This is a genomic window from Alphaproteobacteria bacterium, assembly GCA_017308135.1.
Taxonomy (GTDB): domain Bacteria; phylum Pseudomonadota; class Alphaproteobacteria; order CACIAM-22H2; family CACIAM-22H2; genus Tagaea.
Genome location: JAFKFM010000006.1, coordinates 407,736 through 432,483 on the forward strand (window position 1 = coordinate 407,736; position 24,748 = coordinate 432,483).

At 65.8% G+C, this 24,748-nt stretch carries 27 protein-coding genes; 11 read left to right on the forward strand and 16 right to left on the reverse strand.

Annotated features, from left to right (window positions below):
- Positions 1-10: 10 nt before the first annotated feature.
- Positions 11-502 carry a DUF2244 domain-containing protein gene (locus J0H39_02225; protein MBN9495545.1) on the forward strand — a complete coding sequence of 164 codons (492 nt, stop codon included), beginning with the start codon at positions 11-13 and terminating at the stop codon, positions 500-502.
- On the opposite strand, the gene J0H39_02230 is transcribed toward J0H39_02225, so the two are convergent.
- The 8 genes from J0H39_02230 to J0H39_02265 are packed head-to-tail and all read right to left on the reverse strand — an operon-like array spanning position 472 to position 8,240.
- A complete protein-coding gene (locus J0H39_02230) occupies positions 472-1,269 on the reverse strand; it encodes a 4-hydroxy-tetrahydrodipicolinate reductase (GenBank protein ID MBN9495546.1) in 798 nt (265 codons plus the stop codon). The genes J0H39_02225 and J0H39_02230 overlap by 31 nt on opposite strands.
- A gap of 13 nt (positions 1,270-1,282) precedes the next feature.
- A complete protein-coding gene (locus tag J0H39_02235) occupies positions 1,283-2,020 on the reverse strand; it encodes an SDR family oxidoreductase (protein ID MBN9495547.1) in 738 nt (245 codons plus the stop codon).
- The gene (locus J0H39_02240; protein ID MBN9495548.1) at positions 2,017-3,366 is read right to left on the reverse strand and encodes an FAD-binding oxidoreductase; all 1,350 of its coding nucleotides are present in this window, start codon (positions 3,364-3,366) and stop codon (positions 2,017-2,019) included. The genes J0H39_02235 and J0H39_02240 overlap by 4 nt, the downstream gene beginning before the upstream one ends.
- Positions 3,363-4,226, reverse strand: a complete 864-nt coding sequence (locus J0H39_02245) for a decaprenyl-phosphate phosphoribosyltransferase (GenBank protein MBN9495549.1) — start codon at positions 4,224-4,226, stop codon at positions 3,363-3,365. Before J0H39_02245 ends, J0H39_02240 begins: the two co-directional genes overlap by 4 nt.
- Positions 4,227-4,269: 43 nt before the next feature.
- Positions 4,270-5,544, reverse strand: coding sequence for a TRAP transporter large permease (locus J0H39_02250; GenBank protein MBN9495550.1), 1,275 nt, complete (start codon positions 5,542-5,544; stop codon positions 4,270-4,272).
- An 11-nt stretch (positions 5,545-5,555) separates the two neighbouring features.
- Positions 5,556-6,065 carry a TRAP transporter small permease gene (locus J0H39_02255; protein MBN9495551.1) on the reverse strand — a complete coding sequence of 170 codons (510 nt, stop codon included), beginning with the start codon at positions 6,063-6,065 and terminating at the stop codon, positions 5,556-5,558.
- Complete coding sequence (locus J0H39_02260; protein ID MBN9495552.1) at positions 6,062-7,042, reverse strand: DctP family TRAP transporter solute-binding subunit; 981 nt, start codon at positions 7,040-7,042, stop codon at positions 6,062-6,064. The genes J0H39_02255 and J0H39_02260 overlap by 4 nt, the downstream gene beginning before the upstream one ends.
- A 31-nt stretch (positions 7,043-7,073) precedes the next feature.
- A complete protein-coding gene (locus J0H39_02265) occupies positions 7,074-8,240 on the reverse strand; it encodes a mandelate racemase/muconate lactonizing enzyme family protein (GenBank protein MBN9495553.1) in 1,167 nt (388 codons plus the stop codon).
- A 100-nt stretch (positions 8,241-8,340) separates the two neighbouring features.
- Between J0H39_02265 and J0H39_02270 the strand changes: the two genes are divergently transcribed.
- Entirely contained in the window at positions 8,341-9,240 is a 900-nt protein-coding gene (locus J0H39_02270; GenBank protein MBN9495554.1) for a LysR family transcriptional regulator, read from the forward strand.
- Positions 9,241-9,256: 16 nt separating this feature from the next.
- On the opposite strand, the gene dnaJ is transcribed toward J0H39_02270, so the two are convergent.
- The gene (gene dnaJ, locus J0H39_02275; protein ID MBN9495555.1) at positions 9,257-10,405 is read right to left on the reverse strand and encodes a molecular chaperone DnaJ; all 1,149 of its coding nucleotides are present in this window, start codon (positions 10,403-10,405) and stop codon (positions 9,257-9,259) included.
- 55 nt (positions 10,406-10,460) lie between these two features.
- Positions 10,461-12,392 carry a molecular chaperone DnaK gene (dnaK, locus tag J0H39_02280; GenBank protein ID MBN9495556.1) on the reverse strand — a complete coding sequence of 644 codons (1,932 nt, stop codon included), beginning with the start codon at positions 12,390-12,392 and terminating at the stop codon, positions 10,461-10,463.
- Positions 12,393-12,791: 399 nt separating this feature from the next.
- Here dnaK and J0H39_02285 point away from each other — a divergent pair, with 399 nt between their 5' ends.
- On the forward strand, positions 12,792-13,223 hold the full coding sequence (locus J0H39_02285; GenBank protein ID MBN9495557.1) for a hypothetical protein: 432 nt from the start codon (positions 12,792-12,794) through the stop codon (positions 13,221-13,223).
- Between the two features lies 1 nt (position 13,224).
- On the opposite strand, the gene J0H39_02290 is transcribed toward J0H39_02285, so the two are convergent.
- From J0H39_02290 to J0H39_02305, 4 genes are all read right to left on the reverse strand, one after another.
- Positions 13,225-13,740, reverse strand: a complete 516-nt coding sequence (locus J0H39_02290) for an SRPBCC domain-containing protein (protein MBN9495558.1) — start codon at positions 13,738-13,740, stop codon at positions 13,225-13,227.
- A gap of 61 nt (positions 13,741-13,801) precedes the next feature.
- Positions 13,802-14,395, reverse strand: a complete 594-nt coding sequence (locus tag J0H39_02295) for a nucleotide exchange factor GrpE (protein ID MBN9495559.1) — start codon at positions 14,393-14,395, stop codon at positions 13,802-13,804.
- Positions 14,396-14,464: 69 nt separating this feature from the next.
- Positions 14,465-15,610 (reverse strand): heat-inducible transcriptional repressor HrcA, encoded by a 1,146-nt coding sequence (gene hrcA, locus J0H39_02300; GenBank protein MBN9495560.1) that lies wholly within the window; start codon positions 15,608-15,610, stop codon positions 14,465-14,467.
- 51 nt (positions 15,611-15,661) lie between these two features.
- Positions 15,662-16,426: a hypothetical protein gene (locus tag J0H39_02305; protein MBN9495561.1), complete on the reverse strand. Its 765-nt coding sequence runs from the start codon at positions 16,424-16,426 to the stop codon at positions 15,662-15,664.
- A gap of 73 nt (positions 16,427-16,499) precedes the next feature.
- On the opposite strand from J0H39_02305, the gene rph reads away from it, so the two are divergent.
- The 3 genes from rph to J0H39_02320 are packed head-to-tail and all read left to right on the forward strand — an operon-like array spanning position 16,500 to position 19,002.
- Entirely contained in the window at positions 16,500-17,231 is a 732-nt protein-coding gene (rph, locus tag J0H39_02310; GenBank protein ID MBN9495562.1) for a ribonuclease PH, read from the forward strand.
- A complete protein-coding gene (gene rdgB / locus J0H39_02315; GenBank protein ID MBN9495563.1) occupies positions 17,213-17,830 on the forward strand; it encodes an RdgB/HAM1 family non-canonical purine NTP pyrophosphatase in 618 nt (205 codons plus the stop codon). The genes rph and rdgB overlap by 19 nt, the downstream gene beginning before the upstream one ends.
- Positions 17,827-19,002: a coproporphyrinogen III oxidase gene (locus J0H39_02320; protein ID MBN9495564.1), complete on the forward strand. Its 1,176-nt coding sequence runs from the start codon at positions 17,827-17,829 to the stop codon at positions 19,000-19,002. Before rdgB ends, J0H39_02320 begins: the two co-directional genes overlap by 4 nt.
- Here the strand turns inward: J0H39_02320 and J0H39_02325 are convergent.
- The gene (locus tag J0H39_02325; GenBank protein MBN9495565.1) at positions 18,999-20,336 is read right to left on the reverse strand and encodes a penicillin-binding protein activator; all 1,338 of its coding nucleotides are present in this window, start codon (positions 20,334-20,336) and stop codon (positions 18,999-19,001) included. The two genes, J0H39_02320 and J0H39_02325, sit on opposite strands and share 4 nt — an antisense overlap.
- Positions 20,337-20,342: 6 nt before the next feature.
- Between J0H39_02325 and rsmI the strand changes: the two genes are divergently transcribed.
- The 5 genes from rsmI to gshB are packed head-to-tail and all read left to right on the forward strand — an operon-like array spanning position 20,343 to position 24,107.
- Positions 20,343-21,242 (forward strand): 16S rRNA (cytidine(1402)-2'-O)-methyltransferase, encoded by a 900-nt coding sequence (gene rsmI / locus J0H39_02330; GenBank protein MBN9495566.1) that lies wholly within the window; start codon positions 20,343-20,345, stop codon positions 21,240-21,242.
- The gene (locus tag J0H39_02335) at positions 21,239-21,619 is read left to right on the forward strand and encodes a YraN family protein (protein MBN9495567.1); all 381 of its coding nucleotides are present in this window, start codon (positions 21,239-21,241) and stop codon (positions 21,617-21,619) included. The genes rsmI and J0H39_02335 overlap by 4 nt, the downstream gene beginning before the upstream one ends.
- Positions 21,620-21,651: 32 nt before the next feature.
- Positions 21,652-22,296 (forward strand): BON domain-containing protein, encoded by a 645-nt coding sequence (locus J0H39_02340; GenBank protein MBN9495568.1) that lies wholly within the window; start codon positions 21,652-21,654, stop codon positions 22,294-22,296.
- A complete protein-coding gene (locus tag J0H39_02345; protein ID MBN9495569.1) occupies positions 22,293-23,147 on the forward strand; it encodes a transglutaminase family protein in 855 nt (284 codons plus the stop codon). Before J0H39_02340 ends, J0H39_02345 begins: the two co-directional genes overlap by 4 nt.
- Before the next feature lie 12 nt (positions 23,148-23,159).
- The gene (gene gshB / locus J0H39_02350) at positions 23,160-24,107 is read left to right on the forward strand and encodes a glutathione synthase (protein MBN9495570.1); all 948 of its coding nucleotides are present in this window, start codon (positions 23,160-23,162) and stop codon (positions 24,105-24,107) included.
- On the opposite strand, the gene J0H39_02355 is transcribed toward gshB, so the two are convergent.
- Positions 24,104-24,748, reverse strand: coding sequence for an extensin family protein (locus J0H39_02355; protein ID MBN9495571.1), 645 nt, complete (start codon positions 24,746-24,748; stop codon positions 24,104-24,106). The two genes, gshB and J0H39_02355, sit on opposite strands and share 4 nt — an antisense overlap.

Consider the following 24,748-nt stretch of genomic DNA (forward strand, 5'->3'; position numbering starts at 1 on the left):
CATCGTCGCCATGACGGACCCCGCCCCGCTGCTGGACCTGACGTTGCGCCCGCATCGCAGCCTCAGTCCGCGCGGCTTCTGGTGGCTGATGGCGCTGCTCTGCGCCGTCAGCTTCGTCGCCGGAATCGTCTTTTATGCCGTCGGCGCGTGGCCGGTGATCGGATTCCTGGGCGTGGACGTCGCGTTAATCTGGCTGGCGTTCAAGGCGAGCTACGCCGCCGGGCGGCGCTACGAGCGCGTCGTCCTGCGTGCAGATCGGCTGGAGATCGAGCGCGTCGATCCGTGGGGCAAGGTCACGCGCGAGTCGTGGCAGCCATATTGGCTGAAGGTCGATCTGATCGCGCGGCCCGGCCACACCGCCGCCGTGCGCCTTTCCAGCCACGGCAAGGTCACGTGGCTGGGGGGCTTCCTGCCGATCGACGAGCGCGAGCCGGTCGCGCGGATCATCGACGACGCGCTACGCGGCTTGCGTCACAGCCCCAGCACGTCGCGCATCGAATAGAGGCCGGGGGCGCGGCCCTTGGCCCAAAGTGCCGCCCGCACCGCACCGCGCGCGTAGATCTGGCGGTTGGACGCTTTGTGCACGATCTCCAGCCGCTCGCCTTCCGCCAGGAACATGACATTGTGCTCGCCGGTTTCCGAACCGCCGCGCGCAACCGAAAAACCGATCGGGCCGGTGGGACGCGCACCCGTATGGCCGTCGCGCGCGCGGATCGTGTCTTTGTCGAAATCGATCCCGCGGCCCTTGGCGGCGGCACGACCCAAACTCAACGCCGTGCCCGAGGGGGCGTCGACCTTGTGACGATGATGAACCTCGAAAATCTCGATGTCGTAATCGGGGCCCAGGCGGCGCGCGGCTTCCTCGACCAGCGCGAAGCTCAGCACCACGGCCGGCGAGAAGTTCGTCGATTGCACAATGACCGCCGACTTGGCCGCCGCGTCGATCTTCGCCTGATCGGCGGCCGTGATTCCGGTCGTGCCCAGGATCAGCGCCTTGCCCTTCGCGGCCGCAAGACCGGCATGCACGACGCTGGCGGCGGGGGCGGTGAAATCGATCACCGCGTCGCACGCGTCGAACAAGGCGGCGGGATCGGACCCGATTTTCACTTGAAGGGGGCCGAGCCCCGCGATCTCGCCCGCATCGCGGCCGATCGCGTCGGAACCCGCACGCTCGACCGCACCGCCCAGTTTCGCGGTCGCGTTGCCGTGCACTTCGCGGATCAGCATCTGGCCCATCCGGCCGGCGGCACCCACGATTCCGATACGCATTGGTCTTCCCCGATCAGATGTTCAGTTTTTTGAAAATACGTTCCGGGATGTGCTTGATGATCGTCATGATGCCCCACCAGAAGAAGGGCGCGTAGACGATATCGCGTTTCTTGGCCGCCGCCGTCAATGCGGCCTTGGCGATGGCGGCCGGGGACGCGACCAGGAACAGGCCCGGCAAGCCCCAGGTCATCGCGGTATCGACGAAGCCGGGTTTCAGCGTGACGACATGCGCCCCCGACCGGACGAGGCGCGCGCGCAAGCCCTGGAGATAGGCGTGCAGCCCCGCCTTGGCGGAGCCGTAGACATAGTTTTTGAGCCGCCCGCGATCGCCCGCGACGGAGCCGAGCGCGATCACCGTGCCGGATTTCTGCGCCTCGAAGACGGGGGCGAAACGCTGCAACAGCAGCACCGCCCCGGTGTAGTTCGTGACGATCGTCGCGGCGGCAAGGCCCGGATCGGCGTCGATCTCGGCTTGCGCGGGCATCGTCCCGGCGGCGAGGAAGAGATTGATCTCCGCGCCGTTCGCGAAGCTTTGCGCGGCGTCAAGCAAGACGGCATGTTCGCTGGCGTCGGCCACATCGAAATGCTCGACGCGGACGGCCACATTGGCGCGCGTCGCAATATCGGCCGCGTTGGCGGTCAGATCGTCGCGGTCGCGCCCGGCGAGCAGAATGCCCGCCCCTTGCATCGCCGCTTGGCGCGCGAATTCCCGTGCGATGGTGGAGGACGCGCCGATCACGACCCAGATCATGCCGGCCCCCTTCGAATACCCAAGCGCCGCGACAAATCCGATTCGAAGCGCTTCTCGGGATCGAATTCCGCCAACACGGCTTCGAACTCGGCCAAGCGCGGATAGGTCGTGCGGAACGTGGCCGCCGATTGATGCGAATCCTTGGCGAGATAAATGCGCCCGCCCGCATCGCGCGCGATCGCTTCCAGCGATGCGAGCAATTCGTCGGCCCCGGGCGCGTTGGGAATATCGAGCGCGAGCGTCACGCCGCGCATCGGGAAGGAGAGCAAGCCATGCCCTTCCCCGCCCAATGTTTTGAGCACGGCGAGGAACGAGGCGTTGCCGGTCGCCGCGACTTTTTCCAGCATGTCGCGCACCGCGTCGCGCGCCGGGCCGTCGGGCACGACCGCCTGGAATTGATGGAAGCCGCGCTTGCCGTAAAGCCGGTTCCAATCCGCCAGCGAGTCGAGCGGATAAAGGAAGCGGTCGAGGGCGCGTTCGCCCGTACGGCCCGCTTCGGGTACACGGCGCCAATAAAGTTCGTTGAAGCCACGCACGATGGGGGCGGACAAGGCGAAGCCCGGCAGGTCGAACGGGATCGGCTTGGGCGCGCGCAAACCCGGCGGACGCTGGGCGGCGTCGGGCGCGTATTCCGCCGTTTCGAAAATGCCGCGGCCGAGCTGCCCGCCTTTGGCGAGCGCATCGACCCAGCCGACGGTGAAAGTCGCGGAGTCGCGCGACGCGGCGAATTCCTCGAAGAATTCGTCCAGATCGTCGATCCGCGATTCTTTGACGCGCACAAAGGGCGATGCGGGTGCGAGGCGCAGCGCCAAGCGGCGCACGAAGCCGGTCAAACCCATGCCGCCGATCGTCGCGCGAAACAGATCGGCGTTTTGATCGCGCGCGCACCGCAGCGTCTCGCCGTTCGCGATCAGCAGATCGATCCATTCGACATGCGCGCCGAACGATCCCGCGCGATCGTGGTTCTTGCCATGCGCATCGGCGGCGAGCGCGCCGCCCAACGTGGCGTACATCGTGCCGGGCGAAACCGGCGCCGCCAGCCCGCGCGGCAGGAAGGCGGCCAGAATATCGGCGAAGGTCACACCCGGCTCGGCGACCAGCAGATTCGTCGCCGGATCGAAGGACACGAACCGGTCGAGCCGCGTGCCGAGGATCAACGCACCATCGGTGACTTGCGCCGCGTCGCCGTAGGACCTTCCGTTGCCGCGCGGCAGCGTGGCGCCGAATTCCTTCGCCGTCGCGAACGCGGCGTCGAGCTCGGCTTGGCGTTCGGGCCTTGCGGCACGCGCCAAGGCAGGGGCCGTGCGGCCCCAGCCGGCGAAGCGATCGGTCTTCCAGCGAATCATGCGTAGATCAGATAACCGAAGACGGCGAGCCAGCCCAGCACGCAAACGATCAGGAATCGGTCGGAGAGGGCGATTTCAGTCGGGGAGCCCGAGCGCTTTTCGACAAGCGCGATCTGGAGATAGCGCAGGATTCCGGCGACCACAAAGGGGGCCGTCATATAAAGCCGTTCGGTGCCGAACTTGCGCAAGACCGCGTCGTCGGTCGTGTACATGAGGTACCCGACCAGCAACGCGCCGAGCACCACGGCGATCGCCGTATCGATGAAGGGCAGATTGTAACCGGCAAGCGACTTGCGGTGTGCGGCGTCCAGATCGCTGGTCAGGTCGTCGCGCCGCTTGGCCAGCGCCAGGAACAACGCCAACAAGCCGGTGCAGACCAGGATCCACACCGTGGGCACGATTCCGATCGCCACCGCGCCGGCCTCGACGCGCAAGACGAAGCTGACCGCGATCACCAGCACGTCGAGCAGCGAGATATTTTTGAGCCCGAGCGAATAGGCGATGTTGAGGACGGCGTAGCACGCCAGGATCGCGCCGAACTCGGGCGGCAAACGCAGTGCGAGCGCGCTGCCGGCCAGCAGCAGCAGGGCCGCGAAAACCAGCGCCGCATGGGGCGCTACGGCGCCGGACGCGACCGGGCGATGGCGCTTCTCGGGATGCAGGCGATCGGCTTCGCGATCCATCCAGTCGTTGAAGGCGTAGATCGCCGACGCGACCAGGCTGAAAGCGAGCACCGCCTGCACGACAATCGCCGCCGACGCCCAGGACAAGGCGCTGGGCGTGAAAAACAGCGGAGCCGCCACGAAGGCGTTTTTGACCCAATGCTTGGGCCGGGCGAGGCGAAGGAACGGGGCGATCATCCCCCGCCAAATAGCATGCCCGACGCCCCGGGGCGAGATGGGGTCAGTACGCGAGGTCGCGCATGAACAGGGAAATTTCCGGCACGTAGGTGATGATCATCAGGCAGGCCAGGATGACCAGAACGAAATGCGCCAGCGAGCCCACGATTCGGTCGAGGGAGATCTTCGCCACCGCGCAGGCGGCGAACAGGTTCACGCCGAAAGGCGGCGTGATCATGCCCAGCGCCAGATTGACCACCATGATCAGGCCGAAATGCACCGGGTCGATCCCCAGATGCATCGCGACCGGGGCCAGGATGGGGGCGAGCACGATGATCGAGGCCGAGGTTTCGATGAACATGCCGATGATGAACAGGAACACGTTCACCGCCAGCAGGAACGCCCAGCCTTCGTGGAAGTTCTCGACGATCCAGGCGCCGATCTGCGCGGGAATTCCGGCGCGCGTCAGCAGGAAGCTGAACAGCCCCGCCATCGCGATGATGAACATGATGACGGCGGAGGAGATCACCGATTTGTGCAGGATCGCGTAGATCTGGCCCAGGCCGATTTCGCGATAGACGAAGCAGCTGACGAACAGCGCGTAGAACACCGCGACGATCGACGCTTCGGTCGGCGTGAACACGCCGCCATAGATGCCGCCCAGGATGATCACCGGCATCATCAGCGCCAGTCCTGCGCGCCGCGTGGCGACCATCAAGGGCATGCGGCCCTCGGCGTCGCGTTTGCCGTAGCCGCGAATGCGGCACCAGATATAGACGAAGGCCATCAGCGCGACGCTGATCAGGATGCCCGGCCCGAAACCGGCGATGAACAGCTCGCCGATCGAAACTTCGGCGGCCACGCCGTAAAGGATCATCGGGATCGACGGCGGGATGATCACGCCAAGCTCGGCGGCCGTCGCCTGCAACGATGCGGCGAAGGGCACGGGGTAGCCGTGGCGCACCATCGCGGGGATCAGGATCGCGCCGATGGCGAAGGTCGTGGCGACGCTCGATCCCGACACGGCGGCGAAGATCATGCAGGTGAGGATGCAGGTACAGGCAAGCCCGCCTTGCACGCCGCCGACCAGGCACTTGGCGAATTCGACCAGGCGCGCGGAAATCCCGCCTTCGCCCATCAGATTGCCGGCGAGGATGAAGAACGGCACGGCGGCGAGCGGGAATTTGTCGAGCGAGGCGAAAGCCTGCTGCGCCACCAACACCAGCGGCAGCGGCGTGAACAGGCCCATACCCGCGATGGCGGCCAGCCCGATCGACACCGCGACCGGTATCGACAGCACCAGCAATACGCACATCGTGATCAACATCGTCGCGGCCATCGTCGCGTCTCCTAAACCGCGTTTTCGAGTTCTTCGCGCTTGGGATCGAAATAATGCGCGAGCACCGCGAGGATCGACACCGCCGCCCCCACGGGAATCGCGGCATAGGCCCAGCTGACGGAAATTTCCAAACCCGCCAGAATTTGGAACTGCACGCGCTGCGTCAGGATCGCGCCGTACCAGACCAGGATCGCCAGCAGCGAAATCGACGATGCGGCGATCGCGGCTTGCAACGCACGGCGCGCCGTGCCCTTGCACATGCGATAGAGTACATCGACCGAGACCAGCGCGCCGGTGCGCATGGCGCCGCACAGGCCCATATAGGCCATCCAGATCAGCGCGACGCGCACGAAGGATTCCGACCACGTCACCGGTTCGGCCAGCAGGAACCGCGCGAGAACTTGATAGAAGCCGACGCACGCGGCAGCGGCCAAGAAGCCGCATGCCGCGAACACCGACACGCGCGTGACCGCCCGCTCCGTCGACAGGAGCAGGCGGATCGCGACGTTGGGAGTCGTCACTTGAAGTCCTTGATGCGGTTGATCGTCGACTCGCCGAAGCGCTTGGCGAGATCGGCGAAGGTCGGCGCCAAGGCGGCTTGGAACTTGGCCGTATCGACCTTCTCGACGACCTGGAGACCCATGCCGCGCAGCTGATCGACGCCGGTCTGCTCGACCTTGGCGACTTCGGCCTTGGTCACGGCCATCGCGGCGGTCGCTTCTTCCTGCAGCACTTGGCGATCGGCGGGCGAGAGCGCGGCGAATGCGGCCGGCGAGATCACCAACGCCACCGGCGTGAAGGCGTGATTGGTGATCGTCAGATGCTTCTGCACCTGACCGAAGCGGTTGTTGATGATGGCGCCGATCGGATTTTCCTGGCCGTCCATCACGCCCTGTTGAAGCGCGGTGAAGACTTCGGGGATCGCCATCGGCGTGGGCTGCGCGCCCAGGGCACGCCAGACCTGGATATGGATCGGGTTTTCCTGGGTGCGGATCTTCAGGCCCTTGACGTCGTCGAGATCGGCCACGGGGCGGCGGCTATTGGTCAATTGACGGAAGCCGATGCCGCCCAGCGCGAGACCCTTGAAGCCGCGCGCGTCGAACTTGGCGAGAAGCTCCTTGCCGACCGCGCCGTCGAGCACGCCTTGCGCGTGGTTGAAATCGCGGAACAGGAAGGGGATGTCGAGCACCTGCACGTCGGGCACGAAATTCGCGAAGATCGAGGTCGACGAGATCGTCATTTCGACCGTGCCGATCTGCACGCCTTCGATCACTTCGCGATCGCCGCCCAGCGCACCGCCAGGGTGCAGCTTGATATCGACGCGCCCGTTGGTGCGCGCCTTCACCTTCTCGGCCATCGTCGTCATGCCGATGCCTTCGGGGGCGGTCTGGCGGCCGACGAAGCCGAGATTGAGCACCTTCGTCTGCGCGACGGCGTCGTGCGCGAGCATCGCGCCGGCGGCGATCATCAAAGCGGCGAGCGTGTTGAACTTGGTCATGGCGTTCCTCCGGTTTATTGGTTTTCGGTTTTCATTGCACGGTCCAGTGCTGGACCAGAAGCGAGTCGAACTTCGCGGGATCGATATCGACGCCGATACCCGGCGCATCCGACACGGCAACGGTGCCGTTCGCATCGACCGGGTTGGCGCTGAATTTCGTGCGCAGCGGATTGTAGGAATAGTCGTATTCGAACATCGGACACGGCATCGCGTGGCCGCCGCGCGCGGGCAGCGTCGCCGCGAATTGAAGTGTGGCGTTGAAATTGACCGCCGTGCCCCAAACATGCGGGACAAGCGCCAGGCCGAAGGCCTCGGCGAGGCCGGCGATCTTGAGCATCTCGGTGACACCGCCGCACAGCGCCATATCGGGCTGCAAATAGGTGAGTGCGCCCGACGCCACCGCATCGCGGAAGGCTTCGACGCCGAACAGCGATTCGCCCGCCGCGAGCGGAATCGTGCCGCCATCGGCAAGGCGTTTGTAGCCGACGAGATTGTCGTGGGCGATCGGCTCCTCCAACCAGCGCACGTCATGCTCGGCCAAGCGCTTCGCGAGATCGCTCGCGGGCCCGATGGTGAAACCTTGGTTGAGATCGACCATCAACGGCATATCGGCGCCGATGCGCTGGCGCACTTGGCGCGCGATGTCGGCATCGCGCTTGGGCGTGGTGCCCAAACGCAGCTTCACCGCGCGGAACCCGGCCTCGAGATAGGTGTCGAGATCCGCCATATAGGTATGAAACGGATCGGCGCCCGGTTTCAAAAACGGCCCGCTGACATAGGCGGCCATGCGATCGCGCATCGCCCCGCCGAGCATCGCCGAGAGCGGCTTGTTCGCCGTGCGCGCGGCGGCATCCCACACGCCGATATCGAGCGCGCTGACCGCCATCAACGGCACGCCATGCCGTTCGGGCAAGGAACGCAGCATCAGATCGTGCAAGCGGCGCGGGGCGGCGGCGTCCTGACCGATCAGCTTGGGTGCGAGATCGCGGCGCACGATGGCGCCGGCCGCACCCGGATAGGCCCAGGTTTCGCCCCAGCCGGTCACGCCGGCATCCGTCGTAATCGACACAAGCAATGCGCCGCGGCTTTCGAAAAAGCCGCGCGCATTCCCGATGCGCTCGGGCAAGGGACAGAACAGCTCGTAACCATCGATACGGACGATTTTCGCGGTCGGCGCGGCAGGCGGCGTGATTTTCATTCTTTGGCGCTACTCGGGTGTTTCTCCATCGCGAGTGGTAACGCCGTGCAGGCATACAAATCCAATTGGATTATCTGAGCCTGTCGTATTAGAAAATCCTATGCGTTTGACCTTGGCGCAGCTGGAAGCTTTCCTTTGGGCGGTGGATCTGGGCTCGGTCCAGGCGGCCGCACGCCAATTGAACCTGGCCCAGCCGACGGTTTCGCTGCGGCTGCGCGATCTGGAAGCGGCTTTGGGCGTCGAGCTTTTCGAGCGCGCCGGGCGCGGCATCCGCCCCACCCCCGCCGGCCTTAGCCTTCTCGCCCGCGCGCGCACCGTGCGGCGCGAAATCGATCGCATCCGCGAAACGCCCGACCCGTCGCCCGTCTCGGGCACGACGCGCGTGGGCATCGCGGAAGGTGTGGCGATGGTGTGCCTCGCCCCGCTGGTCAATTCGTTGCGCCGCGACTATCCGCAGCTGCGCCCCGAATTCACCGTCGCGACCACATCGGCGCTGGAGCCGGAACTGGCACGGCACAATCTCGACTTGGCCGTGCTGGTCAATCCGGTCGGGCATCCCGGCGTGCGGCTGATCCCGCTCGGCTTGCAGCCGAACTCGTTCATGGCGGCGCCCTCTTGGGGCTTGCCCGCGAAAGTGCGCCCGGCCGATCTGCGCGACGTGCCGATCGTGTCGAACCCGCCGCCCTCGGCGATGTATCGCCAGACCCAGGATTGGTTCGCCGCCGCCGGGATCGAGCCCGCGCGCATCGACATGTGCAGCAGCGTCACCGTCTCCGCGCACTTGATCGCGGCGGGTGTCGCGGTCGGCGTGTTGCCGCACAAAATGGTGGAGAAGGAAATCGCCGACGGCACGCTGATCGTGCTGACGACCGATCCGCCGGTCGGCGACGGGCGCGTCTATGCCGCCTATCGCGACGGCAGCGAGAACCGCGCGATCGACGCGATTCTGCACAGCCTGCGCGGCGTGCTCTCGGCGATGGATTACCTGGTCGTGGCGTGAAGGATCTGCGCGGGGATTACCCGCGCAGATCGTCCCACAGCTCCTTCACCTTGGCGAAGAAGCCGGCCGATTCGGGCGAATGCGATTTGTCCGCACCACCGGTCCCTTCAAATTCCTTCAGCAGATCCTGCTGACGCTTCGTCAGGTTCACCGGTGTTTCGACCACCGCTTCGATGAACATGTCGCCGCGCGCGGTGGAACGCAGCACTGACATGCCCTTGCCCTTCAGGCGGAATTGCTGCCCCGTTTGGGCACCCGCCGGGATCGTGACCTTGGCGCGCCCGCCATCGACCGTCGGCACTTCGACCGAGCCGCCCAGTGCGGCCGTCGTCATCGCGATGGGGACGCGGCAATAGATGTCCGCGTTCTCGCGATGGAACAGCTTATGCGGCTTGATCTGCAGGAACAGATACAAGTCGCCTTGCGGGGCCCCGCGCATGCCCGCTTCGCCTTCGCCGGCCAAGCGGATGCGCGTGCCGTCTTCCACACCCGCCGGGATGTTGACGTTGAGCGTGCGTTCCTTGCGCACGCGGCCCTGACCCTGGCAGGTCTTGCACGGCTTCTCGATGATCTGACCGCCGCCGCCGCATTGCGGGCAGGTGCGTTCGATCGTGAAGAAGCCTTGCTGGGCGCGCACCTTGCCGTGACCGCGACAGGTCGGGCAGGTGACGGGCTTCGAGCCCGCTTCCGCACCGGTCCCTTTGCAGGTCTCGCAGGAATGCAGCGACGCGACTTTGACGGTCGCTTGCTTGCCGTGGAATGCGTCTTCCAGGCTGATTTCGAGATTGTAGCGCAGATCGGAGCCGCGCTGCGGCCCGCCACCGCGCCGGCCGCCGCCCATGAACTCGCCGAACATCTCGTCGAAGATGTCCGCGAACCCGGCATTGCCGCCGCCGAAATCGAAACCGCCGGCGCGATTGCCCGCACCGCCGCCGCCCTGCTCGAAGGCGGCATGACCGAAGCGATCATAGGCCGCACGCTTCTGCTCGTCCTTCAGGACGTCATAGGCCTCGTTGATCTGCTTGAACTTGGCTTCGGCTTTCTTGTCGCCCGGATTCTTGTCCGGGTGATACTGCATGGCGAGCTTGCGATAGGCCTTCTTGAGTTCGTCTTGCGACGCCCCCTTGGCCACGCCCAGCAGCTCGTAAAAATCTTCCTTCGCCACGGCCGACTCCGTCGAGCGTCAGGCGGGCGCCCGGAAAGGCGCCCGCCTTCTAAGCTCAGTTCTTCTTGTTCTTGTCGGACACGTCTTCGAACGTCGCGTCGACGACCTTTTCGTCCTTCGGCGCGTCGCCCTTGGGCGCTTCGGCCGACGGACCGGCATCGGCGCCGCCCGCGGCGGCTTCGGCCTGCGACGCCTTGTACATGGCTTCGCCCAGCTTCATCGACGCTTGGGTCAGCGCGTCGGTCTTGGCCTTGATCGCCTCGACGTCGTCGCCGTCCTTGACGCCCTTCAGGTCGGCGATGGCTTGCTCGATCACGGCCTTATCGGCCCCGATCTTGTCGCCATGCTCCTTCAGGTTCTTTTCGACGTCGTGGATCATGCCTTCGGCGCGGTTCTTCGCCTCGACCAGATCGCGGCGCTTCTTGTCCTCGGCGGCGTTCGCCTCGGCGTCCTTCACCATCTTCTGGATTTCGGCGTCGGACAGGCCGCCCGAGGCTTGGATGCGGATCTGCTGCTCCTTGCCCGTGCCCTTATCCTTGGCCGAAACCTGGACGATGCCGTTGGCGTCGATGTCGAACGTCACTTCGATCTGCGGCACGCCGCGCGGGGCGGGCGGCAGACCGACGAGGTCGAACTGGCCGAGCATCTTGTTGTCGGCGGCCATCTCGCGCTCGCCCTGGAAGACGCGGATCGTCACGGCCGATTGCGAATCCTCGGCCGTCGAGAAGACCTGCGACTTGCGGGTCGGGATCGTGGTGTTGCGGTCGATCAGGCGCGTGAACACGCCGCCGAGCGTTTCGATGCCCAGCGACAGCGGCGTCACGTCGAGCAACAGCACGTCCTTGACGTCGCCCTTCAACACGCCGGCCTGAATGGCGGCACCGATCGCGACCACTTCGTCGGGGTTGACGCCGCGATGCGGCTCGCGCCCGAAGAACTGCTTCACGGTCTCGATGACCTTGGGCATGCGCGTCATGCCGCCGACCAGCACGACCTCGTCGATTTCGCTGGCCTTGAGGCCGGCGTCCTTGAGGGCCGCACGGCACGGCTCGATCGTGCGCTGGATCAGCGCATCGACCAGGCTTTCGAGCTTGGCGCGCGTCAGCTTGATGTTGAGATGCTTCGGGCCCGAGGCGTCCGCCGTGATGAAGGGCAGGTTCACTTCGGTCTGCACCGCCGACGACAGCTCGATCTTCGCCTTCTCGGCGGCTTCCTTCAGCCGCTGCAAGGCAAGCTTGTCGGCGCGCAGGTCGATGCCCTGCTCCTTTTTGAACTCGGCCGCCAGATAGGTGATGATCTCGTTGTCGAAATCTTCGCCGCCCAGGAACGTGTCGCCGTTCGTGGACTTCACTTCGAACACGCCGTCGCCGATTTCCAGCACCGACACGTCGAACGTGCCGCCGCCCAAATCGTAGACCGCGATCGTGCCGGCCTTCTTCTTCTCAAGGCCATAGGCCAACGCGGCCGCCGTCGGCTCGTTGATGATGCGCAGAACTTCGAGACCCGCGATCTTGCCGGCGTCCTTCGTGGCTTGGCGCTGGGAGTCGTTGAAATAGGCGGGGACGGTGATCACGGCTTGCGTGACCGTTTCGCCCAGATACGCCTCGGCCGTCTCCTTCATCTTCATCAGCGTGAAGGCGGAGATCTGCGAGGGCGAATACTTCTTGCCCTTCGAATCGACCCACGCGTCGCCGTTGTCGGCCTTGACGATCTTGTAGGGCACGAGGCCCACATCCTTCGAGACCATCGGGTCTTCGAAGCGGCGGCCGATCAGACGCTTGATCGCGTAGAACGTGTCCGAAGGATTGGTGACCGCCTGGCGCTTGGCGGGCTGGCCGACCAGACGCTCGCCGGAATCGGCGAAGGCGACGATCGACGGCGTGGTGTTCGCCCCCTCGGCGTTGGGGATGACCTTCGGCGTGCTGCCTTCCATCACGGCGACGCAGGAATTGGTCGTGCCGAGGTCGATGCCGATAACTTTGCTCATGTCCGTCCTCTTATGCGGCGGTCCAGGTCGCCGGCCCTCTTGCGCGAGGCACCGGCAGGTCGGACCCCATTGGGGTAACTCGATGCGTCTTCCGGGGTGAAATCCAAGGGATTCGGGCCCTCCCACCCCCGGCGCGCATCGCCACTTCCGGGAAGACCCTACCGTTGCCAGCGATATAGGCGGATCGCGCGTTTCCCGCAACCGGCCGCGGCGTTTTGCGCAGTTTTTGTGGCGCGGGCCCGACTCGACCGAAAATCATGCTGTGGAATTGACTCCAAACGCCGTTCGTATTATATAAGCCGTGAGGAACATCTCGTCTTCGTGATTTACGTCCCTTTCGCCAGAACGGCGGGGAGCGACGGCGGGACCCTCAGAACTTCGAGAAGCGAGGTTCGTGTCATGAGTACCGTTCAGAGTATCGCCAGCACCGCCCCGATCGCCGCGTTCGCGGAACCCCGCGTCGCCCAAACCGCGCCGGCACAGAGCCCAGCGCCGGCGCAGACCCGTGCGGAATCGCAAGGCCGCTCGACCGTGGCCGACCAGGTGCAGATCAACGCGCTGGAAGCGCGCGACGCCGCGCGCGAACGCGCCAAGGAAACCAAGGCCGCCGCCGAACAGCCGGCGAAATACGCCAGCAAGGTCGGCTTGGTCGACGGCACCCTCGACGCCTTCGTCGATATCGTGGACGCCCGTTTCCAGCGCAAAATCGCGCGGATTTTCGGGCCGTCGGAGGCACCCGCACCGGCCGCCGACGTGCCGCCCGCCGCGGTCAGCAAGGCCTATGAACACGCGGCCGAAACCGCGTCGGGCAATCTGCGCCAAAGCGCCTGAATCACTCGGCGTCGACGAGCAGATCGGCGAGACGTTCGAAACTTTCGACCCAGCCTTGGCGGGCCATATCGCGCTCGGCCAGCAGATTGGGATGCTTGGCCGCCAGTAGCGGGCGCACGGCTTGATGGACCGTGAGCTTGGCGCGATGGCCGGCATCCTCGAACGCGACGGTCGTCAGGAAGGTCGCGTCGAGCGGCCAATCCTCGTACATCGGATGCGCGGCGGGGGCGCCCTTTTCGTCGGTGAACCATAGCGCGAAGACCAGGCGATCGGGCTCCTGCACCTCGCGGAACCGGCCTTTCAGCCAGATTTCGCGCCCGTCGTCGTAGCGCATGCACAGCCGCAGCAACCCGCCGGGGCGCGGCTCCAGATCGCAGACCGGCATATCGGTGCGCGCCGGGCCGAACCAGCGGATGAAGTGCCGCGGCTCGGTCCACCAGCGGAATAGCCGGTGCGGCGGCGCGTCGAATTCGCGCGTCACCGATATCGCGGCTGCGTTGGCGTCCCGTTTGGACATCGAGTCCCCTTGGATTCCCGCAAATCTGCGGCCCCAAAGGGAATGCGTCAACTGATAGCGGTTAGGCCTGCGTATCGACCGTCGCACCGGGGGCGGCGGGCGCCCCCTTGGCGACCGTGACCATCGCTTCGCGCAACAAGCGGCCGTTGAGCGTGTAACCGGCCTGGAAGACCTGCGCGACCGTGCCGGGGGCCGCCGTCGGGTGATCGACCTGGGCGACCACCTGATGGAAATTCGGATCGGCCGGCTTGCCGACGGGGTCGAGCTTCACCACGCCGAATTTCTCGAAAGCGCTCAGCAACTCGCGCTCGGTCAACTCCACGCCCTCGACCAGCTTGCCAAGGACGGGATCGGCGGCTTTCGCGTCGGCCGATACGGTATCGAGCGCGCGGCGCAGATTATCCGCGACCGCCAGCAACGCCTTGGCGAAACCCGAGACCGCGTATTTCTCGCGCTCGACGATTTCGCGCTCGGCGCGCTTCTTGACGTTCTCGGCATCGGCCATCGCGCGCAACGCGCCGTCCTTGACGCGCGCAAGCTCCGCCTCGGCCGCTTCGGCGCGCGCCAGCGCTTCCGCCAACGGATCGGCGGCTTCCGGCGTTTCGGCCGTCTGCGGCGGGATTTCTTCGGGCGTGGGCTGTTGCGGATCGGTCATGGCGCTGCTTCGGTGAACTGAAGGACCGGGGGGATTTGGGGGAAAAATCCGCCCGGCGCAAGTGTGAATTCAGCCGACGAGGCGCCCGACGATCTTGGCCGTGTAGTCGACCGTGGGAATAATCCGCGCGTAATTGAGGCGGGTCGGCCCGATCACGCCGATGGCGCCGACGATGCGCGCGCGCGAATCCGTATAGGGCGCGATGACGGTCGAACAGCCCGACAAACCGAACAATTCGTTCTGCGCGCCGATGAAGATCTGCACGCCCTGCGCTTGCTGCGCTTGATCGAGGATCTTCGCCAGCGATTCGTGCTGCTCCAGCGCTTCGAACAAGCGGCGGATACGCTCCAAATCTTCCATCGCGTGCACATCGGCCAGCAGCTTCGACTGGCCGCGCACGATCAAATACGCGTCTTGCGCGGGCTTGCCGTCGTCCGACGACCACACCGCGAGGCCTTCCGCCGCGACTTTGCGCGAAAGCTCGTCCAGCGCCGCGCGCTCGGCTTCGAGCTGCTCGACGATTTCCGCGCGCGCTTCGGCCAGCGTGCGGCCGACGATGCGCGCGTTGAGGAAATTGCCCGCTTGCGACAATTGCGCGGGCGTCAAGCCGATCGGCGTTTCGATGATGCGGTTTTCGACCAGGCCCGAGCCTTGGACGAGTACGACCAGCGTGCGGCCCGGCGCCAACGACACGAACTCGATATGCTTGAGCGGCGATTCCGCCTTGGGCGCGATGACGAGCCCCGCCCCCTGCCCCAGCCCCGCCAGCATTTGCGAGGCTTGCTCGAGCACTTGGGCGGGGGCGCGGCCGGTGGCGGCGCATTGCACTTCGATATTGTCGCGCTCTTCGCTCGACAAGCGGCCGACTTCCAGCAGCCCGTCGACGAACCAGCGCAAGCCCACATCGGTCGGCAAGCGCCCGGCCGAGGTATGCGGCGAATAGAGCAGGCCCAGATCCTGAAGATCGGCCATGACGTTGCGGATCGTCGCGGGCGACAGGCGTTCGGCCAATTGGCGCGACAGCGTGCGCGAGCCGACCGGCTCGCCCGTCTCGACATAGGCTTCGACGACGCGGCGGAACACGTCGCGCGAGCGCTCGTCCAGGGCCCGAATGGCGGAATCGGCGGCTTTCGCCGACAACACGGCGGGACCGGCCGTTTCGGCGGCCGTCGTCGGCGTCTTACGCTCGAAAGGAACGACGGGGGTGCTGCGCATACCGAAAACGTTAGGCGTCGCATACGGGGGCGTCAAGGTGCGGGATTGGCCTCAGCCAGCCATTGCGACCCAGTTCCGAAGCGCGCAGCGCGGCGATGGCGGCCAAGTCATCGGGGATGTTTGTTCGTAAATCACTCTGAAATTATTGCCCCGCTGAACGAAGCCGACAAAAGTTTCATAGTCATTTCCGATATAGGCGCCACGCCAAAAAATCCGAAGCCGCGCGCTTTGCGTGGCATCCCACATGATGCCCTGCTGCCAGGGATATTGAACGACATCGACGGCAACGAACGTGGCGCTAGGGTGATAGCACTTGATGATCAGTTCGGCTGATTCGGCGATGCTCTGGGGTGGAACGATGATCGGCGTCGCTTGACCAGCCTGGGGGCGGCCCCGTGATGGCGCCGTCAAGCCGCGTGCGAGATCGGCAAAGCACATCAAGTTCGCCGGGCTGAGTTGACCCGAAACAAGAGCGGTCACGGCGCATACTACCGTTTGCGCATCTGGGCCTCGACGATCCTGAGCGTTTACGGACTCAACGAATCCGATGATCAAAGCGAGACTAGCTAACAAAAACCGCATACGAAGGTTATATTTGAAACTCGGAATTCCGCCAAGATCGACGAGAGCAATTCGATGGATGATGGCCCAATGAGTCCCAACGAAAAGCAACAGCGTCTGATCGAAGAAGTTCGACGCGGGATCGACGCCATCAAACGTGGCGAATACGACGCCATAGAAGCCAAGGATATTAGTGCCTATATCGCGAAGCTCGCCCCCAAAAGCCGCAAAACGAAATAGGTCCGGCGGGCGCATGCCCACCCTGGACCGACCGGGCGCTCTCCCCTATGGTCGCGGCCGAAATTCCATCCGTCGAAAGAGTAGGCCCATGCGCCCCTCCGGCCGCAAAAACGATCAACTTCGAGACGTCAGTCTCGAGCCCGGCTTCACCAAACACGCCGAGGGCTCGTGCCTGATCCGCTTCGGCGACACGCATGTGCTGTGCACCGCCTCGGTCGACGAAAAGGTCCCGCCCTTCCTGCGCAATTCGGGGTCGGGCTGGGTGACGGCCGAATACGGCATGCTGCCGCGCTCCACCCACACGCGCACCGACCGCGAAGCCGCCAAGGGCAAGCAATCGGGCCGCACACAGGAGATCCAGCGCTTGATCGGCCGCTCGTTGCGCTCGGTGCTCGACGCGAAGGCTTTGGGCGAACGCCAGATCAAGATCGATTGCGACGTGCTGCAGGCCGACGGGGGCACACGCACCGCGTCGATCACCGGCGCCTGGGTGGCGCTCCACCAAGCGCTGACCAAGCTGGTCGTCGCCAAGACGATTCCAGCCGTGCCGCTGCGCGACCATGTCGCGGCGATTTCCTGCGGTATTTCCAACGGCACGGCCGTGCTCGATCTCGATTACGTCGAGGATTCGGCCTGCGAGGTCGACGCGAATTTCGTGCTGACCGGTTCGCAAGCCATCGTCGAAGTTCAGGGCACGGCGGAGCGCGATCCCTTCGCCAAGGATCAATTGCTGGCGATGCTGGGCCTCGCCGAGAAGGGCATCGGCGAACTCGTCGCGTTGCAGAAGAAGGCGATCGCCGCATGGGCCGTCGCCAACTAACCGAGCCCACGCTCGTCATCGCGACCCACAACAAGGGCAAGCTGGTCGAGATCGCCGACCTGATGCGGCCCTTCGGCGTGGCGTGCGTATCGGCGGGCGACAAGGGCGTGCCGGAGCCCGAGGAAACGGGCACGACCTTCGAAGCGAACGCGGAGCTGAAAGCGCTGCATTCGGCGCGCGCCACCGGCTTGCCCGCCCTCGCCGACGATTCCGGCCTGTGCGTCGCCGCGTTGAACGGCGATCCCGGGCTCTATTCGGCGCGCTGGGCCGGGCCCGCGCGGGATTTCGGCTTCGCCATGCGTAAAGTCGAAGAGGCGCTGGCCGCAAAAAACGCGAAGGACCGGAGTGCCTTCTTCGTCGCATGCCTCACGCTCGCCTGGCCGGACGGGCATTGCGAGACGTTTCGCGGCGAGGTGCACGGCCATGTCGTTTGGCCGCCGCGCGGGGACAACGGATTCGGCTACGACCCGATGTTCGTGGCGGAGAACGAGACGATCACCTTCGGCGAGATGGATCCCGCGCGCAAACATGGGATGAGCCATCGCGCGCGCGCCTTCGCCGAACTGGTGGCGGGCTGCTTCGCCGGACGGCGCGGATGAACGAGATCGGCCCGCCCGCCGAGTTCGCCGTTTACGTCCACTGGCCCTTCTGCAAATCGAAGTGCCCGTATTGCGATTTCAATTCGCATGTCCGCGAGACGATCGACGAGGCGGCGTGGGAACAAGCGCTGCTGGCCGAGCTCGACTACTACGCCGCCCTCACGCCCAACCGCACGATCACGTCGATCTTTTTCGGCGGCGGCACGCCGTCCTTGATGGCGCCGCGCACGGCCGCCGCCGTGCTCGACCGCATCGCGACGCGCTGGCGCATCGCCGACGAGCCGGAAATCACGCTCGAAGCCAATCCCAATTCGGCCGAGGCCGAACGCTTCGCCGGGTTCAAAGCGGCGGGTGTGGAGCGCCTGTCGATCGGCGTGCAGGCGCTGGACGACAAGGCGCTGAAATTCTTGGGGCGCGGCCACGACGTGCGCGAAGCGCGCCACGCGATCGATCGCGCGGCGGCGTTGTTCGATCGCTTCTCCTTCGATCTGATCTATGCGCGGCCCGATCAGAACGAAAACGATTGGCGCCAGGAATTGAAAGCCGCGTTGGCGCTGGGGCCGTCGCATCTGTCGGTCTATCAGCTCACGCTGGAAGCGGGCACGCGCTTCCAGCAAATGGCCGCGCGCAGCGAGTTGGTGCTGCCGTCGGAAGATCGCCAGGAAGCGTTGTTCGACGCCACGCAAGCCGCGCTGAACGACGCCGGCTTACCCGCCTACGAAGTGTCGAACCACGCCAAGCCGGGGCATGAGTCGCGGCATAACCGCGTCTATTGGCGCTACGACGACTATGTCGGCGTGGGCCCCGGTGCGCATGGCCGCATCACGGTTGAGGGCGTCAAACGCGCGACGCGCCAAGAAAAAGCGCCAGAGACGTGGCTGAAACAAGTCGCCGAGCGCGGCCACGGCACGGCGGAAGACACACCGCTCGCGCCCGCCGATCAGGCCGACGAAGCGTTGATGATGGGCTTGCGGCTGGTCGAAGGGATCGATTCGCGGCGTTTCGAACGCGTGACGGGCACGAAGCTGGAGGGCGACGGCGGGATGCTCGACACCGCGCGCATCGACCGTTTGGTGCGCGACGGGTTCCTGGTGCGCACGCAATTCGGCTTTCGCCCGACGCCGCAAGGGCTGAAGCTGGTCAACGCGCTGCTCTCGGCGTTGATGGGTTAATTGACGGGCGCTTCGAAGCTGTCGCGCGCGGGCGAGATCGCGAACGGCCCTTCGCGGCGCACTTCGATCACCGCAAGGCCGCGATCGACTTGTCCCGACGGCAGGAAGCGGAAAATCCCTTCGATGCCCGCGAAGCCCGTGGGCACGGTCAGCACCGGCAGCGAATAATCGGCACCGTCGGCACCCTTGTCGCGCGCCAGCACGGCGGCCAACGCCACCGCATCGTAAGCCAGCGTGGCGACGCGCGGCGGAGCGCGGCCGAACACCTCGCGATAATGGCGTTCGAAATTCTGCCGCGCTTCGGGCGGCGGACCGGCGAACCAGCCGCCGAGCAACGAGGGCTCGCGCAACGAACGCGCATCATCCCATTGCGGAATGCCGAGGAAGCGGATGCGCGCGGGATCGATCTCGTGCAGATGCAGCTGACTTGCGACTTGCGCCAAGCGGTCGCCCAAATCGGGCAGCAGGATCGCTTCGAAATCGAGTTCCGGCGGCTCGCGCGCCGCTTCGCCGCGTTGGGCCCGCGGCGGCGGCGGGCCGACATTGCCCGCGCGGCGCACCCAGGGTGTCACGTCCAGCGTGCCGGGATCGTAGCGTTCGACACGCACCAGCGTGCCTTGCGTGGCGATCAGCGCGTCGCGGAACGCCGCTTCCGACGCCAAGCCGATCGCGTTGTTGGGCACCAGCGCCACGAATTTTTCGAGGCCGCGCGAGCGCGCGAAATCGACCGTGCGGCGGATTGAGGCTTGCGGGGCGAGGCCCAGCACGAACACGTTGGAACTGGCGGCGGCGACGTCGTTGGAAAACGCCAGCGCCGCGATGCCCGCTTCGCGCGCGCGCGGGGCGATCGCTTGCGCTTCGGCCGACAACAACGGGCCGACGACCAAGCGCGCCCCCTGTTCCACCGCCCAATCGAACGCGGCAACCGCCCCTTCCGGCGTGCCGCCGGTGTCGCGCGGCAGCAGCACGAAATCGTCGTCGGCGACGTCGTAAAGCGCCAGCGTCGCGGCGTCGAGCAACGCGCGGCCCACGGCGGCGTTAGGGCCGCTTAAAGGGACAAGGAACGCCACACGCGGCGCGCCCTTCGGGCCCGGCGGGATCGTGGGCATCGCTTCCTGTTGCACCGGTGCGGGGGCCGGGGCCGGTTCCTGCACGACGGGTGCGGCCGGTGCAGGCATAATCGGCGGCGGCGGCGTCACCACCGGTGCGGGGGCCGGGGCTTGCGTCGTCGGCTGGCTTCGGCCGAAAACGCCCGCTACCCTCGGGTCGTCGCACGCGGCGAGCAAAGGTGCTGCGACAAGCAGGGCGAAGAAGGCGATCAGGCGGGAGCGCAAAGTTTTATGTCCTCAGACGACGAGCCGGAGACTAGCTTCGAAGCGCCGCCAAATCCAGGCGCGATAAAGCCCGGGCTTTATCTGGTCGCGACACCTTTGGGCAATTTGGGCGACATCTCCGCCCGGCAAAAAGCCGTGCTGGCGGCCGCGACGACGATCGCGGCCGAGGATACGCGCGTCGCGCGCCGCCTGCTCTCGGCGATGGGCTTGATCGCGCCACGCCTGATCCGTTGCGACGAGCGCGAGAGCGCAGCCGTCGCCGAAAAATTGATCGCGCGCGTGCGTGGCGGCGAGATCGTCGCCTTCGTGTCCGATGCCGGCATGCCCGCCATCGCCGATCCCGGGGCGGCGTTGGTGCGCGCGGCGCGCGATGCGAATATCTCCTTCACGGTGATTCCCGGCCCGTCGGCACTGACCACGGCGCTGGCGCTGTCCGGCCTGCCCGCCGAGCCCGCGTTGTTTTTGGGATTCCTGCCGCCCAAGCAAGGCCCGCGCGCGCGGCGTTTGCGCGAATTCAAAGATCTGCCCGCAACACTCGTCGCGTTCGAAGCGCCGCATCGTTTGGTCGAAACGCTGCACGCGATGGCCGAGGTGCTGGGCCCGCGTGACGCTTGCGTGGCGCGCGAATTGACCAAGCGACACGAGGAAGCGCGGGCCGGCACGCTGCCCGAGCTTGCCGTACATTACGAAGCGGCGGGCGTGCTGGGCGAATGCGTGATCGTCGTCGCCCCGCCGGTGGAAAGCGACGCGCCCGCGACCGACGCCGAAACGCTCGACGCGAAACTGCGCGCGGCGCTGGAAACCTTGGGCGTGCGTGACGCGGCCGATCGCGTGGCGGCGGAAACCGGCCTCAAACGGCGCGAGGTCTATTCGCGCGCCCTGGAACTGGGCGGCAAGAAACGGTGACGTCCAAGCGCCATGCCCGCCACCAGAAGCGCGGTGCCTGGGCCGAGATTTTGGCGGCATGGCGCTTGCGGTTGGCGGGCTGGCGCATCGTCGGCCGCGATTTGCGGCTGGGTCCCGCACAAATCGATATCGTCGCCGCGCGGCGCGGCGTTCTCGCTTTCGTCGAGGTGAAATTGCGCGCCGATCTGGATGCGGCGGCCGAAGCGCTGCACCCCGCCCAGCGCCAACGCATTGTTCGCGCGGCGGAAATTTTCCTCGCCAAGAATCCCGCTTTCGCCGCATTCGAGACAAGATTCGACGCCATCCTTGTGGCGCCCGGACGCTGGCCCAAACATCTGCAAGATGCTTGGCGCGACTCGAATTCAAGCCTTACATAGGGCGTTTCCGGGGAACGAAGGGATCGCACGACATGCGGGGTTTCCTGTCCAAAGCGAAAATCGCCGTGGCGCTGACGGGTTTGGCGCTGCTGCCGGGCTGCGTGGGCGTGGTCGCGGGTGCGGCCGCCACCGGCGGTGTCGCCGCCGTGCAGGAGCGCGGCTTCGTCGGCACGGCGAACGACAACGGCATCGCGCTGGAGATCAATCATTATTGGTTCCAAAAATCGACCAGCATGTTCGGCGCGCTGTCGACGCAGATCTATGAAGGCCGGGTGCTGATCACCGGCGCCGTCACCGATCCCGATATGCGCGCCGAGGCCGTGCAACTCGCCTGGAAGGCCAAGGGCGTGCGCGAGATTCTGAATGAGATCGAAGTGACCGACGAAGGCGGGCTGAAAGCCTACGCCAAGGACACGTGGGCCGCTAACGAGCTGCGCTCGCGCCTGTTGTTCGCGCGCGGCGTGAACTCGATCAATTTCTCGGTCGAGGTCGTCAACGGCACGGTCTATCTGCTGGGCGTGTCGAACGATCAGGCGGAACAGGACCGCGTGCTGGCGATCGCGCGCAACCTTGCCAATATCCGCCGCGTCGTCAGCCACATCATCAACAAGGACGATCCGCGCCGCACCCGTCCGCCGCCGGGCGAAGAAGGGGCCAAGAGCGCGAGCGCTTCTTGATCCCCGCCTACCCGCCCGCCGGCCGAGCACCGGAGGCCGAGCGCAAATTGCGCGAGGCCGCGCAAGCGGGCGACGCCGATTTCGCGATCGGCGAGACCGCGTTGGCCTTGTCGCTGGCGGCGCGTCCCGCCCTCGACCTTTCGCCCTATCGCGCGCATTTGTCGGAAATCGCGACGAGCGTGGCGGCCGAAGCGCAAGGCAAGCCTGACACGATCGCCACGCGCGTGATGGCGCTGCACAACGCGCTGGTCGAGCGTTTGGGTTATCGCGGCGATAGGGATACGTACGACGATCTTCGCAACGCCGATCTGGCCCATGTGATCGATCGCCGGCGCGGCCTGCCCGTGTCGCTCGCCGTGTTGTGGATCGACGCGGCGCGCGCCCAAGGCTGGGCCGCGTGGGGCTTGTCCTTCCCCAGCCATTTCCTGGTGCGCGTCGACGGGCCCGATGGGCGCGCGATCGTCGATCCGTTCAATTTCGGCCAGGCGTTGGACACCAAGGCGCTGCGCGGTTTGCTGAAGCGCCTGCAGGGGCCGGATGCCGAGCTGCAAGCCTATCACTACGCGACCGTGCCCGACCGCACGGTGCTGCTGCGCTTGCAGAACAACATCAAGCTGCGGCTGATGAAGGGCGAGGATTTCCGCGGCGCGCTGGCGGTGCTGGAACGCATGCTGATGCTCTCGCCCGGCGACCCCGCCTTGTGGCACGAAACGGGGCTCGTTCACGGGGGGCTCGACAATCTCCGGGCCGCCGTGATGTGTTTGGAACAAGCGGCGACGCTGATCGAGGCCCCGCAGGCCCGGTCGCGCATCGCCATGGAGATCCAGGCGCTCAAAAGCCGCCTGAATTAGGAGTACCGGTACATGGCGGGTTTGGTCGTGGCGGTCCAGATGGACCCCATCGAGAACATCAATATCGACGGCGATTCGACCTTCGCGATGATGCTGGAAGCGCAGAAGCGCGGCCACACGCTGTATCACTATTTGACGCAGCATCTGTCGATGCGCGGGCGCGACCGCATCACCGCCAAGGCGCATCCCGTGCGCGTGAAGGCCGAACGCGGCAAGCATTTCGAATTCGGCGCGCTGGAGACGATCGATCTCGCCAAGACCGATGTGGTGCTGATGCGCCAGGACCCGCCTTTCGATATGGCGTACATCACCGCGACGCATATCCTGGAGCATATCCACCCCAAGACGCTGGTCGTGAACGACCCGGCCGAAGTGCGCAACGCGCCGGAAAAGCTGTTCGTCACGCATTTCCCGGGCTTGATGCCGCCCACGCTGATCACGACCGACCGCGCCGAGATCGACGCGTTCCGTGACGAGTTCAAAGATATCATCATCAAGCCGCTTTACGGCAACGGGGGTGCGGGCGTGTTCCGCATCAAGCCCGACGACGAGAATCTCGGCTCGCTTTACGAGATGTTCACCCAGCGCAGCCGCGAGCCGATGATCGTCCAGCGCTACGAACCCGCCGTGCGCGCGGGCGACAAGCGCATCATTCTGGTCGACGGCAAGCCCGCCGGCGCCATTTTGCGCGTGCCCGCGCAAGGCGAGTCGCGGGCCAACATGCATGTCGGCGGCAAGGCGATCAAAACCGCGCTGACCAAGCGCGAGATCGAAATCTGCGAAACGATCGGGCCGGAACTGGCCAAGCGCGGCCAGATCTTCGTCGGCATCGACGTGATCGGCGATTGGCTGACCGAGATCAACGTCACCTCGCCCACCGGCATCCACGAAGTGCGCCGCTTCGACGGCACCGACATCGCCGTGCTGATCTGGGACGCGATCGAGAAGCGGCGCCGCTAAGCGTCGCAGCGCGCCCAGCGGCCGATATCGAGATGGAAATGGTCGCGATGCGCGGCGTCGGTCTTCGGCGTCAGCACCATGTTGAAATGGTTGCACGCCCCTTGCGCCACTTCGCGCAGGAAAGCGCCGCGCGGCCCCCGTTCGCGCCAATGGTCCTTGACCGAGATCCGGATATTCCCGGCGAGTTCGAATCCGCCGATATCGAAGGCACGGCCCATCCCGTGTTCCGATAGACGGCTGGCGCGCCCGGTCTGCGGGCGGCAGACATATGCGCCGTAATGGACGATCTGCGCCACCGGCCGGTTGAAATGGCGCTGGGCGGCGGGCTGCACCACGTCGCGCTCGAATTCCGCCAGCGCTTGGGCCAGCGGACACGTCATGAGCGCCGGGCGGTTCAGCGGGATCGTCGCCTGTTCGAGCATCACCGGCTCGTCGATGAAACAGCCTTGGGCGTTGCGCGGCATGTTCTGGCGCGCTTCGAATTTGGCACCGAGCTGGGTCAGCGCGTCGTAGCAATTTTGCGGGACGGCGACCGGCGGCGGTTGAATTTGGACGGGCGGCGGCGTCACCACGCGCGGCGCGCACGCCACCGACAGGGCGCCGAGGCCCAGCACGAACAGAAGCCGGAGAATGGAACGCAT

Excerpts from the sequence above, each read along its gene's own strand:
- J0H39_02240 (MBN9495548.1), bottom strand. The coding sequence starts at position 3,366 with ATGATTCGCTGGAAGACCGATCGCTTCGCCGGCTGGGGCCGCACGGCC.
- dnaK (MBN9495556.1), bottom strand. The coding sequence starts at position 12,392 with ATGAGCAAAGTTATCGGCATCGACCTCGGCACGACCAATTCCTGCGTC.
- J0H39_02295 (MBN9495559.1), bottom strand. The coding sequence starts at position 14,395 with ATGACCGATCCGCAACAGCCCACGCCCGAAGAAATCCCGCCGCAGACG.
- gshB (MBN9495570.1), top strand. The coding sequence starts at position 23,160 with ATGGCGGGTTTGGTCGTGGCGGTCCAGATGGACCCCATCGAGAACATC.
- J0H39_02285 (MBN9495557.1), top strand. The coding sequence starts at position 12,792 with ATGAGTACCGTTCAGAGTATCGCCAGCACCGCCCCGATCGCCGCGTTC.
- J0H39_02320 (MBN9495564.1), top strand. The coding sequence starts at position 17,827 with ATGAACGAGATCGGCCCGCCCGCCGAGTTCGCCGTTTACGTCCACTGG.
- J0H39_02340 (MBN9495568.1), top strand. The coding sequence starts at position 21,652 with ATGCGGGGTTTCCTGTCCAAAGCGAAAATCGCCGTGGCGCTGACGGGT.
- rdgB (MBN9495563.1), top strand. The coding sequence starts at position 17,213 with ATGGGCCGTCGCCAACTAACCGAGCCCACGCTCGTCATCGCGACCCAC.
- J0H39_02355 (MBN9495571.1), bottom strand. The coding sequence starts at position 24,748 with ATGCGTTCCATTCTCCGGCTTCTGTTCGTGCTGGGCCTCGGCGCCCTG.
- J0H39_02225 (MBN9495545.1), top strand. The coding sequence starts at position 11 with ATGACGGACCCCGCCCCGCTGCTGGACCTGACGTTGCGCCCGCATCGC.
- J0H39_02260 (MBN9495552.1), bottom strand. The coding sequence starts at position 7,042 with ATGACCAAGTTCAACACGCTCGCCGCTTTGATGATCGCCGCCGGCGCG.
- hrcA (MBN9495560.1), bottom strand. The coding sequence starts at position 15,610 with ATGCGCAGCACCCCCGTCGTTCCTTTCGAGCGTAAGACGCCGACGACG.
- J0H39_02245 (MBN9495549.1), bottom strand. The coding sequence starts at position 4,226 with ATGATCGCCCCGTTCCTTCGCCTCGCCCGGCCCAAGCATTGGGTCAAA.
- rph (MBN9495562.1), top strand. The coding sequence starts at position 16,500 with ATGCGCCCCTCCGGCCGCAAAAACGATCAACTTCGAGACGTCAGTCTC.
- rsmI (MBN9495566.1), top strand. The coding sequence starts at position 20,343 with ATGTCCTCAGACGACGAGCCGGAGACTAGCTTCGAAGCGCCGCCAAAT.
- J0H39_02290 (MBN9495558.1), bottom strand. The coding sequence starts at position 13,740 with ATGTCCAAACGGGACGCCAACGCAGCCGCGATATCGGTGACGCGCGAA.
- J0H39_02250 (MBN9495550.1), bottom strand. The coding sequence starts at position 5,544 with ATGGCCGCGACGATGTTGATCACGATGTGCGTATTGCTGGTGCTGTCG.
- J0H39_02235 (MBN9495547.1), bottom strand. The coding sequence starts at position 2,020 with ATGATCTGGGTCGTGATCGGCGCGTCCTCCACCATCGCACGGGAATTC.
- J0H39_02230 (MBN9495546.1), bottom strand. The coding sequence starts at position 1,269 with ATGCGTATCGGAATCGTGGGTGCCGCCGGCCGGATGGGCCAGATGCTG.
- J0H39_02270 (MBN9495554.1), top strand. The coding sequence starts at position 8,341 with ATGCGTTTGACCTTGGCGCAGCTGGAAGCTTTCCTTTGGGCGGTGGAT.
- J0H39_02265 (MBN9495553.1), bottom strand. The coding sequence starts at position 8,240 with ATGAAAATCACGCCGCCTGCCGCGCCGACCGCGAAAATCGTCCGTATC.
- J0H39_02305 (MBN9495561.1), bottom strand. The coding sequence starts at position 16,426 with ATGCGCCCGCCGGACCTATTTCGTTTTGCGGCTTTTGGGGGCGAGCTT.